This is a genomic window from Polaromonas sp. P3_C2, assembly GCF_056402675.1.
In genome coordinates this window covers 1-696 of the sequence record NZ_JBFUGX010001174.1, presented here as the reverse complement: position 1 = coordinate 696, position 696 = coordinate 1, and the positions used below count along the sequence as shown (strand labels likewise).

Genomic DNA, 696 nt, shown 5'->3' with positions numbered 1-696 from the left:
CCTCAGAACGGGGAGTCGGGGAAGTAGTACTGCTTGGCGTTTTCCCTGGTCACCAGCACCGACGGGATGATGGTGGTGGCCGGCAGCTTCTCGCCCTTCACACGTGCGGCGGCCGTGAGCTTCATCGCGTCGGCAATCATGGCGGGCGAGTAGGTGACGTCGGCCGTCACGATCTTGTCGCCGTCCATGACTTTCTTGATGTAGTCCTTGGAACCCGCGCCGCCCAGCACGAGCTTGACATCGGTTCGCTTGGCCTGCGCGATTGCCTTTTGCACGCCAACCGCCATGTCGTCGTCCGAGGCCCAGACGGCGTCGATCTGCTTGAAACGGGTCAGGTAGTCCTGCATCACTTTGAAGGCATCGTCGCGGTTCCAGTTGCCGTGCTTGGCATCCAGAACCTTGATGTCTGGATAGTTCTTCATCACAGCCGTGAACGCGTCCACGCGCTGGTTGTCGATGACCGTGGGAATGCCCCGCAGTACTACGACATTACCCTTGCCGCCCAGGGCTTTGGCCATGTACTCCGCCGATACCTTGCCGAAGCCGGGGTTGTCGCCGGCAACGTAGGCGTCCTGCGCATTTGCATCCGTCAGGCCGCGGTCGACAACCGTGACGTACACGCCTTTGCCCTTGACCTGCGCGACCGGTTGCGTGAGCGGCGCCGACTCGAATGGCAGGATCACGAGGGTGTCGATC

1 protein-coding gene is annotated in these 696 nt (G+C 61.8%); it reads right to left on the bottom strand.

The window, feature by feature from the left end; translation table 11 throughout:
* Positions 1-2 precede the first annotated feature (2 nt).
* Positions 3-696, bottom strand: a 694-nt coding sequence (locus AC1DWI_RS25410; RefSeq protein WP_477726219.1) for a substrate-binding domain-containing protein, incomplete at its 5' end; no start/stop codon positions are given.